Below are 14,321 nucleotides of genomic sequence, written 5' to 3'. Positions count from 1 at the left end.
CTAATTCCTCTACAATGTTGTTTGTATTAGGAGAAGCATGAATGATGAATATATAAACAAGTGAAAGATAACTCCGGTAAAAAAAGTAAGGAGTGAGAACAATGTACAATAAAAAATCTACAATGACATGGATCTGGATTATTGTATTGGCTGTAGAGTTGTTGTTGATGTCTGGATTGACTCAGCGAGTTCATTCGATGGAAGACTATTAAGAATATGAAGGAGCTGATCGTATGAATCCAATCTTAATGGAGTTCCCTGACCAATTTACTACCGAGAGACTATTGATTAGATGCCCTTTACCTGGGGATGGGAAGGTTGTTTATGAATCTATCGTTTCGTCTATCCAGGAATTGAGAGAATGGCTTCCTTTTGCCCATAAGGAGCAACGAGAAGAAGTGGTGGAGGCGAATTTGAGAGAAGCTCGGTTAAACTATTTGAAACGGGAAGATCTGAGATTGCTTATTTTCCATAGAGAGACTAATGAATTTATCGGATCATCCGGGTTGCATCATCCAAATTGGGACGTCCCCAAATTCGAAATAGGTTACTGGATCGATAGTCGTCACAGTAGAAAAGGTTACATGACTGAGGCGGTAGAAGGGATTACAGCATTTGCATTCAATGAATTAAAGGCGAGAAGAGTAATCATACGCTGTGACACATTGAATGACAAAAGTAGAGCGATTCCAGAAAGATTAGGATTCACTTTGGAAGGTATATTGCGTAATGATGACACAAGTGTGGATGGAAGTACACTTAGAGATACATGCATATTTGCCAAAGTGAAGTGATTGGGAGTGGAACAGGATTTAGATTACTCATTCATTTGTTTGGATGCCTAGGAGGGATGACATATGAAAAATACTGGATGGTCTGCGGATATTCATGATTACGCTTTATCAAGTGAATACGCTATTCAATTAGCTGACCCTGAAGAATGGGGCAAGTATTGCTCAGTTTATTACAACATGCGATATATCGGTTTCTTTAGAGAAGAGGGCTTCAACGCTTCACTAAGAAATGCGTACTGGATCTATAAAGGAGAGTCAAAAGTAGGTGGAGTAAGAATAGCACCTAATGTGATGTATCATTTATTTTATATTCCCCCGTTCCAGGATTCATTTGAAGTATTGAAGCTTCTTAAACAACTCTTAATGAGTTGGTCTGATCGGACTAAACCAATTAAAACGTATGAGATTCTTTCTGATCAGGTTGATATATACGCTAGAGCTGGGTTTTGGCCAGATGAATTCAGATGTCGGTGGATGCAACGTCCCACAGAAGAGTACAACATCGTATGGGATCATAATTTTAGCATCGAAAGTCCACAGATTATTGGCAATCAGCAGGGGGCTAAGAAATTTAGTAAAGAAGACGAAATTGCAGATTGTGATTTTAATAGCTTTGAAGGGAGCTTAGAGGCAGTAAGGAGAAAGAAGTTCTTGCTTGAAGATTTTGTACCGCATGAAGATCCAAATTATACAAACGAGATATTAAATCAAGCGTCTACCCTTGTGTACGATCAAGAAACGGGTCAGCTTATTGCGAATTGTCGGCTCTGTTTGCAAGATAATCAAGCGGCTGTTTACAGTGTAAGTGTCATTCCAACGTACCGAGGAAAAGGGATTGCTACACGTATGTTGCAACGAGCCTTAACGGTCATTAAAGATCATTATCCAGTCCTAAGGCTTTATGTCATGGAGGGTAATGATGCGGAGTCTTTGTACTACAATCTGGGCTTTGTTCAAGGAGAGTTGGAGGTACAGACGATGTACATGCCTGCGAATGAATTTTAGGTACATAATGCTGTTGTCTACGAAAGGGTAACCAATAGAAACGTTGAACATGAGGAGGAAAGAAATGAACAGTAGATTGATTCTCATTGATGGGATGCCTGGTTCGGGTAAATCCACAACAGGTCTTGCTATACATGAACAATTGAATAATCTCAATATCGCCAATGTATTCTACCATGAATTAGATGATCACCACCCACTTCGCATTTACGACCGGCAATTCACTTCATTTTCTATTGTAGAAGAGGCAGAATGGTTTATTGCAAAAGTAGAGCAGCTGTTTACTGACTTTGTGAATAATCCAATTCATCGGCATCAGATTACAATTGTGGAGAGCAGCACTTTTCAAAATACAATTGGCTTCGCGTATAACATGCAGATGAGCGAAGATCGAATAATGGATCTGACCTACAGTATTCAAAATATACTTAGCGCTCTTAACCCTGAACTTATCTATGTATATCAAGACAATGTAGAGAAACATTTGAGATGGATATGTGATCTTCGTGGACCTGAGTTTACGCAAGGTCGCTGTGGACTCTATACCGATGATGATTTTGTTGAAGCAGGGAAGTTTTGGACGAAAAATCAAGGTTTCATTTTTCCAATTGTTCAAAATTGGGATATTCCAAAACTGATCCTTCGAAATAAAGAGTATAAGTGGAATGAATATAAGCTCCAAATATTTGATTTTCTAAAGTTAGCAGATTCTAAGTAACAGTCGACAATACATTTTCAGTAGGAGCATAACCAATGAATTTAAAAGAAAAGTTATTCCTGATCAAAGAAAATGATTACCAAGCACCTTCAGACGTATTCTTATTGGTACAGGAAATGATCTGCCATATCGGTTCGGTGGATGCCGAATTACGCGATGATCTCATCTATACAACGTTATCCCATTGGATCCCTGGCAACATTCTAGCTGTAAACGAACTAGAGCACATTCTGTCCGTTGTTATGGATGATAACCATTTGCTCTATAAGCTTGGTGAATCTAACACAGATTCTGTGTTCACACGATCGTTCTCCATGCTCGTTATACCACTTCTGTTGGCGAGACATAACGAATCACCGTTTCTCTCAAGTGAGCAGATTCATCAGATGAAGGTGAATGTGTTCTACAACGTACAACAAGAGCGAGATTATCGCGGTTACGATGAAGACAAAGGCTGGGCTCACGCCATAGCTCATGCAGCGGATGCTTTGGACGATCTGGCTCAGTGCCCCGAACTGGACAAAAAGGATCTGTCCACGATGCTTGATCTAATTTATGAAAAAATGACCATAACAGATCGGGTTTACTCCGATGGTGAAGACGAACGCATGATCAGACCCATCATTCAAATTTTAAATCGAAAAATGATTAGTCGGACAGAGCTAGAAGAGTGGATTCAACGTTTTGGCACACTGGAAAAAAGTCCAGAGTTTCTTCCTGCCTTCAGGCAGAAAAATAATATTAAGAACTTTCTGAAAAGTTTATATTTCCGCATTAAATTTTATGAAACCGATGGCAATCTTTGCCCGATCATTGAGCGTACGTTATATCAAGTCGAGCCCGTATACTACACCTAAAATAAAGGACGGAGGTGACCGAATGTTACATGATCTAAAAGGTGAAGACAACATGTCGCCTATGGTAGGGATGTTATATTCCGCAGTAAAGGAGAATAGCGAGCGACTGCAATATATCACCGAGGGTATGTCACAAGAAGAGATCGATTATAAGGGGTATAACAGCGAGTTTAATAGCACTGCACAGCTACTTCGGCATCTTCTCTATGTGGATCTGAATTGGGTGTATCGAATAAAGGGTGAGCCACTGCCGCAGACATTTATAGAAGAATATGGACCTATGATTGACGAACATAATAAACTTCCTATGGTGAACGGAATTCCTTGGCAGCGACTGATCTCACAATATGAAGGTGTTCTACAAATGTTAAAAGATTCATGTGAGCAATTAACAGATGATGATCTTGATCGAATAGTCCTATTCGGGCATGAAAATGAAAAACAAGCTACGATTCGTTGGGGACTGTGGCACATGGCTGACCATAGCCGTTATCATCAAGCTCATATTAACCAGCTTAGAAAGTGGTATAACCAGCAGAACTGAACAAGTAAAGGAGAAGCAGGTTGAAGAAATACATTGAAATTGGTTTCGGGAATACTTGGTTTATTCGAACTGAGTTGGAGCAGGAAGATGGAACCGAAACGGAAATTAAGGGAATCTATTCGCCTTTCCAACTAAAATCAATATATATTCGAGTGTGGCTTGGTAAGCGTGTTTGGATCATGGATACGAGAGAGGGACTGAAGTTAGCGAAGAAAAATAAGAAGAAATTCAAGCTCATTCTTGGCTTTTACGGCATATAGATTACGAATTCGAAAGGGGAAAAAGATAAATGAATTCCAGTAGGTATTCACTGCGTATATGCATTGCACTTTTTCTCGCCATCATCGTTATTTCTGGTTGCCGAGCAATCGATGAAGGAACTGGTTCTAGTTCAAGCTGGGCTTATTCATTTGTTGTATGGAACAATAACACGTATAGCATTACCAATGAACCACTAACAAAAGAAGAGATCGATCATGATATCGGACATGTGAGACAGTACTCTGACAAAGAGGGGTCAGATGGAGAGGGCTTCTCCAACAAATATCCAGTAGGCACGAAATTATATAAGGTCAAGGGTGTAGAGACAACCGAATATATAGCTGTGGAAATACAAGAAGACCAATTCATCAAAGCTACCAATGAAGAGTTATCCGGAGAGAAGTAGTAATTGAAAGGAGAAATGAACTAATAAGGGGAGTGGAAAATGAGAAAAACATTCGTTGGATTACTCAGTGTAATTATTGCGTCTAATGTCATATGGGGCTGGCTGTACTTCAATAAGGAAGATGAGCAAACCAACCATGGTCCAAGTAATACGGCAAATACAGCTGTACGCGTGTATGAACTGAATGGCACAGGAAATATGTGGGACGTTTCAAACTACAAAATTATTGTCACACCGAATCAGATTCAACGCGGCCATGCAAGCATAACGTTTAAAGGTGATCCAAGAAGTATCGCAGATAGTAACTATTATAAATTAGATATTCAAGAGAAAGATCCTGACGGTAATTATGGTAAGGTTATTTCGCATGTAGCCACCTCTCACGATGGTCCTATTACAATACTCAACAATGATAATCTTAAGAATATAGGCTATGTAACTAGTGATTATTCGTATGATGAGACGAAGAAGGATCGACAACATTATGCGAGTACATCGCTTAGGGTCACTTGGAATGATAATGAGGGGAAGCTCCACTCTGAGGATATTCATCTCACGATAGAAAATGAGATCACTATAGACTAAACAGTGGCAAAGTAAGAATGTCGAACAGCCAATTAAACTGGGGAGAAAAGGGGTAACAACGATGACGTTACATATAACAAATGTGAATAATGATGATATGAAAAATTTTGTAAGAGACAATGTCTTCTATTATAATATGGAGCACTTTCCAGATGAGATCAAAGGCAGATATCAAGAGATACAACTATATCTACAAGATGATGAAAATCAAGTTCGTGGAGGAATTTTGGGTGAAACGTGCTGGAACTGGCTTGAGATTCATTATTTATTTGTTGAACTTAGCCTAAGAGGGCAAGGGTATGGTAGGAAACTGATTCAAGAAGTAGAGAAGATCGCTTTGGAGAAAAAATGTGATTTCATCAAAGTAGATACACTAAGCTTTCAGGCCTTGGATTTTTATAAAAAAGAAGGCTTTGAGGTGTATGGCAAGATCGAAAATGCAGGAGGATACACACACTATTATATGAAAAAAGAACTGAATTCCTAAAAAAAGGTGACAAGTGCAGTTGTTAAAGCGTTCTAGTATAGAGGTGGAAAATATGAGAAAAGGTAAGCTCTTCATCATCGTTGTACTTCTATTCATATTATCAGGCACATTGAACGTGTTCCAGTATGACAGAGCTAAAGAACATGAGAATTATGAAACGGCTGTCGAAATTGCCTTGAGTTATTTTAACTCACAATATAGGGTGGGAGCGCTTCACGAAAAGTTAGCCTACGCAATATCTAACAACAGGTTATACATTGGTGATCGGGGCGGATCTAGCAATATCGTGTCCAGGGATTTGCAACACTTAAGTGTGATGCACCGTGAAATAACACTATTGTACGGGCCAATCAGTTCTTACGCGAATTATACTGATGTTAGTAGTCTAAGGGAGAATAGTATATTTAGTATGTATGTCGATTTTTCATTGTTTTTTGAGTGTTTAGGTATGCAGCAAGAATGGATTGTATCGGACACTGGTGGGCGGTATATCGATCTAGAAGGGTTAAGCAATGAATTATATCGTGGAGTACGGATTATTGAAGAAATTACGGGGCAACTCGAATCAATCCGAAGTCGTAGCTATGAGAACCAAACGGGCAGTGATCAAGAGGCATTAGCAGATTATTTAATTCAAAGCGCAGCATACTTCAACTCCCAAGAAGTTCAGGAGCATTATCAATCCATCCTAAAGATGAATAAACAATTGATCGCGATAACGAGTAGTTAATTGGTTCGAGTATAACAAAGGGAGTTGAGGCGTGTTGACTGAATATTATTGGGACAAGCAAATAGAGTACCTCAGAAATACACGGGGGCTGTATTATAACGATGATTATTTACAATTTCTAGTGCAGTCTGTCTGGAAACTCACAAAGCCGGTGAATATGATCGATTATGGTTGTGGATTCGGATATCTTGGTCTTAAACTGCTTCCTTTGTTGCCTGAGGGCTCAACCTACACGGGGATTGATAAAGGGGAAGGGTTGATTAAAGAGGCTCAGGAAATATATTCAAAACTCCAATATGATACTCAGTTCTACGTGTGTGATCTAGAGACAGCTGTTATGGAAAGAAAATATGACCTAGCAGTGAGCCATGCATTTCTACTTCATATGCATAATGCGAAGAACATCCTTCAGAAAATGAAGGAAAGTGTGCTACCTCACGGGAAAGTGATTTGTTTTGAACCTCATTGGATTGGTGGCATGGCCAATTATTATGTTGAAAACATGCAACAAAGCGATGTCGTTCGATTAGGAGAGTTACAGAAACTGTTCGAGGAGGATCTGAAACGTACGGGCAAGGATGGCAATATCGGGATGCGGCTGCCTATCTTAATGAGTCAATTGGGATTGAAATATGTGGAATGTCGAATCAGTGATAAGGTCAACTTCCTAGATCAGAATATGGATGTAGCGCAGAAAAATAAATTATATCATTCCCTGAAGGAAGAAGGCATAGGTCAGAACCCTGGTGATGCAAAGCAGAACGTCGATAACTTGATAGCTAGAGGATTAAGTGCGGATGAAGCCAAGCGACAATATAAGGCTGAACTCGCCTTCTCCTCCGTTTTCAATCTAGATTCTTGGTTGATGTATGCACCAAATATGAAAATTTCGTTTGGCACGGTGTAATGACGTATCCATTCATATGTTTGGACTTGATTCTGTTTAATAGATCATAGCAGATTGGAGCAGGTGATGTTTGAGATTGAAGTTGAAGATGTTTTTGAAGTACAAGGCAAAGGTGGAGTGATTGCGGGTAGAATTTTGAACAACAGTTCGATACTGAAGGTTGGAGATAATCTGATTAGTTCAGAGGATGATGGAGTCAGCATACTCGTAAAACAAATCCAATTGATGAATTATGAAGTAGGCATACAGAATATAAAACATATAGGCATTCTTACCAATGTGTCTGTTACTAGTTTGAGAGAACATATTGGAAAAATGCTCCATAAGAAATAGGAAAACGAACAACATGAAGGACGTGACAAGGGTGAGAGCATATATACAGGTGAATCAGGATGGCATGTTCTACAATGTGAATGCATTTATTGCTTATGAAGGCTTTGCTTCATTGGGATGGGAGATTGTTAAGTTCAATGATATCCAAGAAGTTGATGAGAAGAATCCAGAACATATCGTTGTAGGTGGAATTGGTAATGTTAGAAAACGTCTTGAGTTATTGGGAATCCATAGAAAGCAAGGGGAAATAGATTATCCACCGTCTTTATCCCAGTATTATGGTCGAAAAATATGGAGCACAACCATCCAAGACATTTTTGCCAATCCTCAGAATTGGAATGTATTTATTAAACCCAAAGATACAACGAAAAAGTTTGCTGGAAAAGTAGTGAGAGAATACAAAGATTTTATAGGACTTGTTGAAGAAAACGAAGATACGACCATCTGGTGTTCGGAGATTGTTGATTTCAAAACAGAATGGCGTTGTTTTATCCGATATGGGCAAATTCTCGATATTAGGCAGTACAAGGGTGCATGGGATTCCACAATAGATGTAAGTGTGGTGCAACGTGCGGTTATAGATTTTGTGGATGCGCCTGCTGCTTATGGAATGGATTTTGGTATAGATCAGTATGGTAACATGAAACTGGTCGAGATAAACGATGGGCATTCTCTAGGGTCGTATGGAATAAGCCCGTTAAACTATGCAAAGTTTCTCTCGGCTCGATGGTCAGAGTTGACAGGCACTACGGACGAATTGAGACATATGTAGATTGGTAGGTGTAGTTCATGGAACTAAAGTCATCGGATGATATCTTAAATGAGATCGTAGTACAGATTAAAGAGATTTATGGCTGGACTACGTATCGTGCAGAACCTAATCTTTTTGGATACGCCAATCTGAAATGGAAATTACATACGGATGCAGGAATACGCTTTGTGAAGCAATATAATGCAGTACGATATTCGGATCAATTGTTGCATTCAGTTGAAACGGCGTTAGGTTTACAAGATAAATTACATCAAATAGGCATTCCATGTCCTAAGATTTTCTCTGACCAAGGTCGTTATATTCAACGAACCCCATCTTGTGAACGATTCATGGTCACAAATTATTGTGATGGCTGTATGGCAAACCCAGGAGAGCTAAATGTAGATCAAATGTATCATTTAGGTCAGATCATAGGTAGGCTTCATCAATGGCTCCGTTTGAACGCTCCGCCCAGATATCCTTTGCATTGGCAACCAGAGTCTAAGGCATCCACATTAGCATCTTGGGAGAAGAACTGGAATGATGCCCATACTGTAGGCGCACATAAGTACATTTCTGCATTGGAGAAGCAGCGAAAAATTATAGATGGATTTAACCTGAATACGTTTCTATCGTGTGAAGAGGGTTGGGTTCATTGGGATCTATTTGTAGATAATATTTTGTTCCATTCCAATCAGGTTTCTGCCATTTTGGATTTTGATCGAATGAACTATATTTATCCGGAGTTTGATATTTCGAGAGCTATTCTATCTGGTGCGATATTAGAGAATAACATCAATGTAGAATCAGCAAAGGCATTTGTAGTGGGATATCGTGAGAACAGTCCGTTAACTGTGGCAAAACTTATTCGGTCGATCCAGTTAACGTGGTGGAAGGAAGCATCGTGGTTAAGTATCAACTCGGAAGAATATCGAACCTTACGGAGATTCGCCCATGAGTTAATGTGGGTGAGTGATAACTGGTTTGCTCTAGAAGAGATGTTGAATGAGATATGAACGGTAAACATTGAATGATGAATGAGCTGGATATTAGGAGAACGAGAGGGAACGATTATGTTTTCGTTTAGGAGAAAGCGAACCATATCATTGGAAGATCAAATTGATAAATTATCTGTGTTAGGTATTAGCTTGAATCCAGAAATCAATATAAGCGACTTGTTAGAGGCGCATTCTCGAACTGAATTTGAAGAAGATCCATTTCAATTATTACTTATTTGTCTGGGTGGTGAAATACATAAGAATGAAAAATGGTATGAAGCTTCTGCACATGTCTGGTACTTAGATACGGAGTGTATTGAGGATCAGGGGGATTATGTGTGGATTATCGAAAGATTAAAAAAGATGACGAAAGTGGATATTCGAAATGTAAAAGATGTAATACGTCCAGATTTAGAGGAAGCCATGGTTTCTTTTGAGTACAATAACCAATGGATTGAATGGCAACTTAACTTCGAGGATGATTGGCTTGACCTTGAGATATTTCATCGCTTCAACCAGCTTACCAATGAAGAAAGAGATAAGTGGATTGTCGTGATGAGTTTAGACCAGTGTTGTTTAATTGCTTATCTTACACAGGCAGAACGTAAGGCGTTGAATAAGTTGCTAAAATATAAATTCCAATGAAGTGCGTTGATGAGAAAGTAGGTAGAGTCATGGAAGAAAAAATAGTTATAGACTCCATAGACGAATTGGTCAGCCACATCATCAATGCCGGATTAACAGATATCCAGAAGAATGAGTTGATTAACCGGACCGACTCAATTGGGTTACACTTCACATTAGGAATGTATATTCGTAATCATTATGAGTTGTTCGATCCTATGACAGTACCTAATCTAATCAGAGAATATAAAATACTCAATCACATTCCTTTAAGTTATGAGGATGTAGCTGAAGAGGAAAGAGGATTTTACGAATTTATAGACAATATGAATGTCAGTGAGGATGCAATCTCTCACTTCATCGTAAATGTAGTTTGGCAAAATTTAAAACAGCTGGATAATTGAAATGATTAAGATCCTCATGTTTATGGATTGAATTACTCATTACGTATGGTAAAGGGGGAAGATTCCATGAACCAAGGGATGTGTATTCTCCTTCTATTTTTATTACTGTTGGGTTGCGATACCTCGAAAACAATTGGAAACGATCTCATGGTTGAACAATATGTACTTGATCAAGGGTATGCGATTGTTCAAAATGAGGGCATTGTTCATGAATATATACTAGATAAGAAACAACTCATGGAGATGCCTTATGTTCAGTATTGGAGCGTTCAGGATGTTGATCCCTTAATGTATGTTGGTGAGAAAATTAGCACAAGTAAGTTCACGGTGTCGGGTCATCCGCTAGATGATAATAGTAAGAACGATAACCAACAAACCAATGTTTATATTATGAGTTCAGCCACGGGGATCATTGGTGGGTACAGCTCCCCTACGCACAGTGAGATGGACGATGGATGGGTATATACCATAGATGGTCAAACGCTTGAGCAGCACACGGGAATATCTTATAGTGCCTGGTTAGAACAATGGCAGGATAAATATAAATAATGTTTAGTAGAAAGAAGGTAAGCAATGAATACCCAGATCGTCAAAGTTTCAGAGGATGAGAAGTCCATACTGAGGCAACTTATCGAATTATATGAATACGATTTCAGTGAATTTAATGGAGCTGATGTGAACGCACAAGGCTTCTATGGGTATAGCTATCTGGATCATTATTGGACGGAAGAGAAGCGACAAGCGTATTTTGTAAAAGTTGATGGACAATATGCAGGCTTTGTACTGGTCAATGATTTTTGCTATCTGGTTCAGGATCATGCTAGATCCATTGCTGAATTTTTTATTATGCGCAAGTACCGTCGGAATGGAGTAGGCCAACAGGTTGCTAGATTGGTTTTTGATACACATAAGGGGAATTGGGAAGTTCTTCAACATGGAAATAATGACGCTGCACAACTCTTCTGGAAACGAGTCATTCATGAGTATACGAATGGTGACTATCGTGTTGAGGATGTGAGAACAGAGTATTGGGAGGGTATGGGGATGGTGTTCAACGCATCTGCAGAACTAGGGAAAGGCGACGATTAGAATGGGACTCGACTATCGTTATGTGCTGGTTATTCGAGAAAATAAGCAAGAAGAGTTGCTGAAGTATGTCAGTGAACATGGAGTTATTAATGGGGCAGATTGCTTCTCCATATATGTTGATGTAGATTCTTCTGTTCTGAAATATGTAGAAGGTGGGTTCAGTTGGAAGCCTAAGGAAGATCAAGATGAGGTTAAGCATTATTTTAATGCAGATCACCAAGCCACAATTGGTTGTATCTATTATTCTGTTGAGAAGATGGATACGAACTGCAATGAGCTCCTGGTTAGTTTCACCGCAGCAACATCGGATATGAGTCTATTATTTGAAGATTCGAGAGTGGTACAGAAATGGTTTATCGCCTTGAGTCACCATCTCGATGCTCGAATTGTTTACTTAGATATGGAATCTGAGGGACATAGAATCCTCTATCTGAATGGCAGTGAAACATGGTTGGAGTTTAAGGGTGAAGGCTTCTTTTACATGATAAAAGAGAACTACCTCAGCATTATGAATGAGTTTAGTGTTCTTCTCCCGGGTATGCTCCGCTCTTATGTAGAGAACAACTACAAGTTTGAAAAGAACTATTCAGTCGTCATGAGCAAAAATAGTCTTGACCAATTGTACCAATATATTGAGCAGCATGGGCATTGGGATCAAGAACAGAATCAGCTTGGGTTGAAGGTAGATGTAGACTCTACCATACTCAAATATCTGGAAGATGGTCATGGGGAAAGGGAATATGGTTTATCGCAAGGAGTCATCCCCCGTTTCCGCAAAGAACTCGTCTATAAATACATCGATGCCAATCATCAAGTGCAGTTAAGTGCAATTGAATGTACTCAAGAACTCGTACCTGAGGATGAAGAGAACATCGTTGTACATTTTACACCAAAGAAATGGCAAGTGGATCAATTGTTTGAACAATCCCTTTCCATTCGCCAATGGTTTGTAAATCTAAGTATCGCCGTTTCAGCCAAGATGACTTTCCAAAGTTTATATGAAGAGGGATATACTCATCGAATCATTGTTTATGAAGGTGAAGAGACGGATGTTACATTCACAGGCCATTATGATCTGGAGGTTGAAACCTTCAATGGGATCTACAACGCACTGTCTAATGTAATCGAGCATTTCCATGACTAACAGTGGCGAAAATCAGATCAGATAATGAGTTAGAAGAAGGCGGTGAAATATTCATTTACAGTCTGTTGAATCCAATTAGAGCAGTGAAACCAGCTACAATTAGGCAAAAAATAGTTTCTATTCTTTACACAATCCTATTGGGTGTCGTTATGGGTTTAGCAGCCAAGCTTGTTGATGCGCAAGGATTCAATCCGATATTTGATGGTATAGGTGGCCGTCTTGGCATATGGATATTTGTAGCAACGCTGTTATCGGTGTTCAGCTATTCTCCTCAGGTCGCAGCAGTTAAAGCATTTGCATTCTTCGGCTCTATGCTTACGGTGTATTATGTTTATACCATATGGATCCTACACTTCTTTCCAGCAAGGGAAATGCTATTCTGGGGAATTTGCATGTTGATCGCTCCGCTATGTGCCTATCTGATGTGGTATGCACGTGGTCAGGGTTTATTTTCAACCATTATTGCTTCTCTCCCGATCACCGTTATATTGTCTGAGGGATATCAATTGCGGTACGCATATCTCCCTATTCACACACACTACTACTTAATTCCATTTCTAATGGGAATCTATCTGATCATGGTCGCTGTATTACTATTACTCGTTCCAAAGAGTAGAAAGAAAGGTGTTTTAATTCTAACTTTGGCTATCATCCTATCCTGTATTCTTATTTATTTAAATGTGTTAGGTCGGATATTTGGTGGAATGAACGGATATTTATGAAGAGTGATGATTTTATAGATCCAAAATATGTTTACTGCATATGGGTAGAGAATGGACTGGACTGAAAGTTGGGTGATCGGGATATGAGCAAAATCTTCATTATTGGCATCGTTGCTAGTGGTAAAACAACTCTGGCGAAACGTTTATCCAATCAACTCGGTATTCCCTGGTATGAATTAGACAACATTGTTCATCATCACACGTTAGATGGAAGAAACAAGCGTACACCAGAGGAACAAGTTGAAGTTATTTACGATATCGATCGTAGCGGAGATTGGATTTTTGAAGGAGTACACCGGGAGTCATATAGCTGTTTATTGGATATGGCAGACACCATTATATTTCTCGATCCTCCCCTATGGAAGCGGAAAGTTCGAATCTTGACTCGGTATATCAAACAAAACCTGGGTCTGGAGCATTGCGATTATAAACCGGATATAGGCATGCTAAAAATGATGTATACATGGACAAGTGACTTTGAACATAATAGACCAGTTTTTGAAGCGAAGTTGAATCTCTACAGTCATAAAGTTACGAGGGTGACGAATAGTGAGGCATTAGATGATAAGCTGTTTCGAAGTGAAAAAGGAGTCGTAGAAGACAGTTAAGGGGTTATGTATGGATGATCTAAAAGTTAAGGCATATAAGAGCATTTTATTTCAAGCATTGCTGGACATCAGGCAGCTTTCCGGAGCAATTGTATGGGACGAACAACCACAACCAGAAGAGGGAATACAGCAATCTATAACAACAAATGTAGTTCAACATGCTCAGGAAATTTTCCATATCAGCAATGCTTATCACAACTTAGCCGATGCATTGATTGATGATTTAGCCCATTTTAATGAAGAGAATTTTTGGAATCAGGTTGATCATTTAAGCAGCACCTTTGCCAGCTTCAAGCATTATAAGTTGTTGTATAAACAATATAATGATGAAGCAAAAATGATAGATTAGGAGGT

At 39.2% G+C, this 14,321-nt stretch carries 22 protein-coding genes; all 22 read left to right on the top strand.

Going from position 1 to position 14,321, the window contains the following annotated elements; translation table 11 throughout:
• Positions 1 to 233 precede the first annotated feature (233 nt).
• The 22 genes from M3636_RS10670 (at position 234) to M3636_RS10565 (ending at position 14,316) form a co-directional block, all read left to right on the top strand.
• Positions 234 to 794 carry a GNAT family N-acetyltransferase gene (locus tag M3636_RS10670; protein WP_251382442.1) on the top strand — a complete coding sequence of 187 codons (561 nt, stop codon included), beginning with the start codon at positions 234 to 236 and terminating at the stop codon, positions 792 to 794.
• 63 nt (positions 795 to 857) lie between these two features.
• Positions 858 to 1,799 (top strand): GNAT family N-acetyltransferase, encoded by a 942-nt coding sequence (locus M3636_RS10665; RefSeq protein ID WP_251382441.1) that lies wholly within the window; start codon positions 858 to 860, stop codon positions 1,797 to 1,799.
• Between the two features lie 64 nt (positions 1,800 to 1,863).
• Positions 1,864 to 2,517 (top strand): P-loop NTPase family protein, encoded by a 654-nt coding sequence (locus M3636_RS10660; RefSeq protein ID WP_251382440.1) that lies wholly within the window; start codon positions 1,864 to 1,866, stop codon positions 2,515 to 2,517.
• Between the two features lie 35 nt (positions 2,518 to 2,552).
• The gene (locus tag M3636_RS10655; RefSeq protein ID WP_251382439.1) at positions 2,553 to 3,374 is read left to right on the top strand and encodes a DUF2785 domain-containing protein; all 822 of its coding nucleotides are present in this window, start codon (positions 2,553 to 2,555) and stop codon (positions 3,372 to 3,374) included.
• Positions 3,375 to 3,396: 22 nt separating this feature from the next.
• On the top strand, positions 3,397 to 3,918 hold the full coding sequence (locus M3636_RS10650; protein WP_251382438.1) for a DinB family protein: 522 nt from the start codon (positions 3,397 to 3,399) through the stop codon (positions 3,916 to 3,918).
• 20 nt (positions 3,919 to 3,938) lie between these two features.
• Positions 3,939 to 4,178: a DUF3977 family protein gene (locus M3636_RS10645; RefSeq protein WP_128101542.1), complete on the top strand. Its 240-nt coding sequence runs from the start codon at positions 3,939 to 3,941 to the stop codon at positions 4,176 to 4,178.
• 29 nt (positions 4,179 to 4,207) lie between these two features.
• Positions 4,208 to 4,585 (top strand): hypothetical protein, encoded by a 378-nt coding sequence (locus M3636_RS10640; RefSeq protein ID WP_128101543.1) that lies wholly within the window; start codon positions 4,208 to 4,210, stop codon positions 4,583 to 4,585.
• Positions 4,586 to 4,624: 39 nt separating this feature from the next.
• A complete protein-coding gene (locus M3636_RS10635; RefSeq protein WP_128101544.1) occupies positions 4,625 to 5,170 on the top strand; it encodes a hypothetical protein in 546 nt (181 codons plus the stop codon).
• A gap of 61 nt (positions 5,171 to 5,231) precedes the next feature.
• A complete protein-coding gene (locus tag M3636_RS10630; RefSeq protein ID WP_128101545.1) occupies positions 5,232 to 5,657 on the top strand; it encodes a GNAT family N-acetyltransferase in 426 nt (141 codons plus the stop codon).
• A 52-nt stretch (positions 5,658 to 5,709) separates the two neighbouring features.
• The gene (locus tag M3636_RS10625) at positions 5,710 to 6,387 is read left to right on the top strand and encodes a hypothetical protein (protein ID WP_128101546.1); all 678 of its coding nucleotides are present in this window, start codon (positions 5,710 to 5,712) and stop codon (positions 6,385 to 6,387) included.
• A gap of 34 nt (positions 6,388 to 6,421) precedes the next feature.
• Positions 6,422 to 7,294, top strand: a complete 873-nt coding sequence (locus tag M3636_RS10620; protein ID WP_251382437.1) for a methyltransferase domain-containing protein — start codon at positions 6,422 to 6,424, stop codon at positions 7,292 to 7,294.
• Positions 7,295 to 7,360: 66 nt separating this feature from the next.
• The gene (locus tag M3636_RS10615; protein WP_251382436.1) at positions 7,361 to 7,627 is read left to right on the top strand and encodes a hypothetical protein; all 267 of its coding nucleotides are present in this window, start codon (positions 7,361 to 7,363) and stop codon (positions 7,625 to 7,627) included.
• 31 nt (positions 7,628 to 7,658) lie between these two features.
• Positions 7,659 to 8,399, top strand: a complete 741-nt coding sequence (locus tag M3636_RS10610) for an ATP-grasp domain-containing protein (protein WP_251382435.1) — start codon at positions 7,659 to 7,661, stop codon at positions 8,397 to 8,399.
• Positions 8,400 to 8,416: 17 nt separating this feature from the next.
• A complete protein-coding gene (locus M3636_RS10605) occupies positions 8,417 to 9,394 on the top strand; it encodes a phosphotransferase (RefSeq protein WP_251382434.1) in 978 nt (325 codons plus the stop codon).
• 90 nt (positions 9,395 to 9,484) lie between these two features.
• Positions 9,485 to 10,021 carry a hypothetical protein gene (locus tag M3636_RS10600; protein ID WP_222124522.1) on the top strand — a complete coding sequence of 179 codons (537 nt, stop codon included), beginning with the start codon at positions 9,485 to 9,487 and terminating at the stop codon, positions 10,019 to 10,021.
• 29 nt (positions 10,022 to 10,050) lie between these two features.
• Entirely contained in the window at positions 10,051 to 10,404 is a 354-nt protein-coding gene (locus M3636_RS10595; RefSeq protein WP_251382433.1) for a hypothetical protein, read from the top strand.
• A 66-nt stretch (positions 10,405 to 10,470) separates the two neighbouring features.
• Positions 10,471 to 10,953, top strand: a complete 483-nt coding sequence (locus M3636_RS10590; protein WP_251382432.1) for a hypothetical protein — start codon at positions 10,471 to 10,473, stop codon at positions 10,951 to 10,953.
• A 24-nt stretch (positions 10,954 to 10,977) separates the two neighbouring features.
• On the top strand, positions 10,978 to 11,493 hold the full coding sequence (locus M3636_RS10585) for a GNAT family N-acetyltransferase (RefSeq protein WP_251382431.1): 516 nt from the start codon (positions 10,978 to 10,980) through the stop codon (positions 11,491 to 11,493).
• A gap of 1 nt (position 11,494) precedes the next feature.
• Complete coding sequence (locus M3636_RS10580) at positions 11,495 to 12,637, top strand: hypothetical protein (RefSeq protein ID WP_251382430.1); 1,143 nt, start codon at positions 11,495 to 11,497, stop codon at positions 12,635 to 12,637.
• Between the two features lie 149 nt (positions 12,638 to 12,786).
• Positions 12,787 to 13,359, top strand: a complete 573-nt coding sequence (locus M3636_RS10575) for a hypothetical protein (protein WP_251382429.1) — start codon at positions 12,787 to 12,789, stop codon at positions 13,357 to 13,359.
• An 83-nt stretch (positions 13,360 to 13,442) separates the two neighbouring features.
• Positions 13,443 to 13,967 (top strand): P-loop NTPase family protein, encoded by a 525-nt coding sequence (locus M3636_RS10570; protein WP_251382428.1) that lies wholly within the window; start codon positions 13,443 to 13,445, stop codon positions 13,965 to 13,967.
• 10 nt (positions 13,968 to 13,977) lie between these two features.
• Positions 13,978 to 14,316, top strand: coding sequence for a hypothetical protein (locus M3636_RS10565; protein ID WP_251382427.1), 339 nt, complete (start codon positions 13,978 to 13,980; stop codon positions 14,314 to 14,316).
• Positions 14,317 to 14,321 lie beyond the last annotated feature (5 nt).

Origin of the sequence: Paenibacillus sp. MER 99-2 (assembly GCF_023714095.1) — a bacterium.
Taxonomy (GTDB): domain Bacteria; phylum Bacillota; class Bacilli; order Paenibacillales; family Paenibacillaceae; genus Paenibacillus.
The sequence above is the reverse complement of the archived record's forward strand: the minus strand, read 5'-3'. Positions and strand labels throughout refer to the sequence as shown.

Bases quoted from the DNA above. Each gene is read 5' to 3' on its own strand.
- M3636_RS10670 (WP_251382442.1), top strand. From the start codon at position 234: ATGAATCCAATCTTAATGGAGTTCCCTGACCAATTTACTACCGAGAGA.
- M3636_RS10665 (WP_251382441.1), top strand. From the start codon at position 858: ATGAAAAATACTGGATGGTCTGCGGATATTCATGATTACGCTTTATCA.
- M3636_RS10660 (WP_251382440.1), top strand. From the start codon at position 1,864: ATGAACAGTAGATTGATTCTCATTGATGGGATGCCTGGTTCGGGTAAA.
- M3636_RS10655 (WP_251382439.1), top strand. From the start codon at position 2,553: ATGAATTTAAAAGAAAAGTTATTCCTGATCAAAGAAAATGATTACCAA.
- M3636_RS10650 (WP_251382438.1), top strand. From the start codon at position 3,397: ATGTTACATGATCTAAAAGGTGAAGACAACATGTCGCCTATGGTAGGG.
- M3636_RS10640 (WP_128101543.1), top strand. From the start codon at position 4,208: ATGAATTCCAGTAGGTATTCACTGCGTATATGCATTGCACTTTTTCTC.
- M3636_RS10635 (WP_128101544.1), top strand. From the start codon at position 4,625: ATGAGAAAAACATTCGTTGGATTACTCAGTGTAATTATTGCGTCTAAT.
- M3636_RS10630 (WP_128101545.1), top strand. From the start codon at position 5,232: ATGACGTTACATATAACAAATGTGAATAATGATGATATGAAAAATTTT.
- M3636_RS10625 (WP_128101546.1), top strand. From the start codon at position 5,710: ATGAGAAAAGGTAAGCTCTTCATCATCGTTGTACTTCTATTCATATTA.
- M3636_RS10615 (WP_251382436.1), top strand. From the start codon at position 7,361: ATGTTTGAGATTGAAGTTGAAGATGTTTTTGAAGTACAAGGCAAAGGT.
- M3636_RS10605 (WP_251382434.1), top strand. From the start codon at position 8,417: ATGGAACTAAAGTCATCGGATGATATCTTAAATGAGATCGTAGTACAG.
- M3636_RS10595 (WP_251382433.1), top strand. From the start codon at position 10,051: ATGGAAGAAAAAATAGTTATAGACTCCATAGACGAATTGGTCAGCCAC.
- M3636_RS10590 (WP_251382432.1), top strand. From the start codon at position 10,471: ATGAACCAAGGGATGTGTATTCTCCTTCTATTTTTATTACTGTTGGGT.
- M3636_RS10585 (WP_251382431.1), top strand. From the start codon at position 10,978: ATGAATACCCAGATCGTCAAAGTTTCAGAGGATGAGAAGTCCATACTG.
- M3636_RS10580 (WP_251382430.1), top strand. From the start codon at position 11,495: ATGGGACTCGACTATCGTTATGTGCTGGTTATTCGAGAAAATAAGCAA.
- M3636_RS10575 (WP_251382429.1), top strand. From the start codon at position 12,787: ATGGGTTTAGCAGCCAAGCTTGTTGATGCGCAAGGATTCAATCCGATA.
- M3636_RS10570 (WP_251382428.1), top strand. From the start codon at position 13,443: ATGAGCAAAATCTTCATTATTGGCATCGTTGCTAGTGGTAAAACAACT.
- M3636_RS10565 (WP_251382427.1), top strand. From the start codon at position 13,978: ATGGATGATCTAAAAGTTAAGGCATATAAGAGCATTTTATTTCAAGCA.